The sequence below is a fragment of the Janibacter sp. CFPM2_SD2 genome (assembly GCF_057364645.1).
On record NZ_JBNFOF010000362.1, the window covers coordinates 1 to 1,171 of the forward strand.

A 1,171-nucleotide genomic window follows, 5' to 3' on the forward strand; every position below is an offset into this window, starting at 1 on the left:
CGGCCCGCCGCACGGGCGAGCGGTCGCCGACCGCCTCGGGTGGTCCGCGCGGGCTGAGAAGGCGACCGTCCGGGTCGGCGGGTTCTGCCGGAGCAAGCTTGCCCGACAGGCGGATCCGGTCGTGCCAGCCGACCTGCGCCCACGCGTCCGCGCCCGCACGTAGACGGGCGCGCTCACCCGCGTCGTCGTCCCCCGCGCGGTCACCGACTCCAGCCGGACCCGCAGCAGCACCTGCTCGGGCACGTCACCGTCCTCGTCGCCCGACCCGCGACCGGCCCGCACGATCGGCTCGGTGAGCACGACGCCCTCGGCCCGGACCATGGCCCGCTCCTGCGCGAGGTCGTCGACCGGCCCGGTGCGCCGGGTCGTCTCGTGGGCCGCTGAGGACCCGAGCACGAGCACGTCGTCGACGAGCAGCGCGAGGACGCCCGGCCCGTCGCGCCGCAGCGAGGCGCGGGCGTGCCGGCCGCGGTAGCGCACCCCGGCCCCGACGAGAGCGACGACTCCGACCACCGCGTACACGGCCACCTGGGCGCGCAGCCCGCCCGGCCACGACAGGGCCCACGCCCCGATCCCCCACGCGGTGAGGCAGGGCAGCAGCAGACGCAGGTCGAGGGCCGCCGGGGTCGGCTGCTCCTCGCGGCTCACACCGTGACCTCGGGTGCCAGCTGGGCATAGATCTTGTCGCCGATGCCGCTCACCTCGCCGAGCTCCTCGACCGCCGTGAAGCTCCCGTGCTCGGTCCGCCAGTCGAGGATCCGCTGGGCGAGCACCGGACCGACGCCGGGCAGGGTCTCGAGGGTCGCGAGGTCGGCGGTGTTGAGGTTGACCGGGGCCCGGCGGCGGGCGCGCCTCCGGCAGGTGCGGCTGCCGGCGCTCCGGCCGCGGGTGGTGTCTCCCCCGGCTTGGGCACGACGACCTCTTCGCCGTCGACGAGCAGCCGCGCGAGGTTGACCCCGTCGAGGTCGGCCCGACGGGTCGCCCCCGCCGACCTCCTCGATCGCGTCGGCGACCCGCGCTCCGGCGTCGAGGGTGACCATGCCCGGCCGGCGCACCTGACCGACGACGTGGACGGTGACCCCCGCCGTCGTCGGCGCCGCACCCGGGGTCGCCGACGCACCGGCTGGTGCCGTCGTCGGCTCGCCGTCCGGTTCCCCGCTCGCCGCTACCG

Annotated in this window: 1 protein-coding gene and 1 pseudogene; both read right to left on the minus strand. The window is 77.2% G+C overall.

Annotated elements, in window-relative coordinates; genetic code table 11:
* Positions 1 to 648 (minus strand): annotated as a pseudogene (locus AC2W7J_RS18335) (hypothetical protein); the annotation flags it as partial.
* A partial coding sequence (locus AC2W7J_RS18340) for a helix-hairpin-helix domain-containing protein (RefSeq protein ID WP_485984214.1) occupies positions 645 to 1,171 on the minus strand: 527 nt, incomplete at its 5' end. The pseudogene AC2W7J_RS18335 and the gene AC2W7J_RS18340, both read right to left, overlap by 4 nt.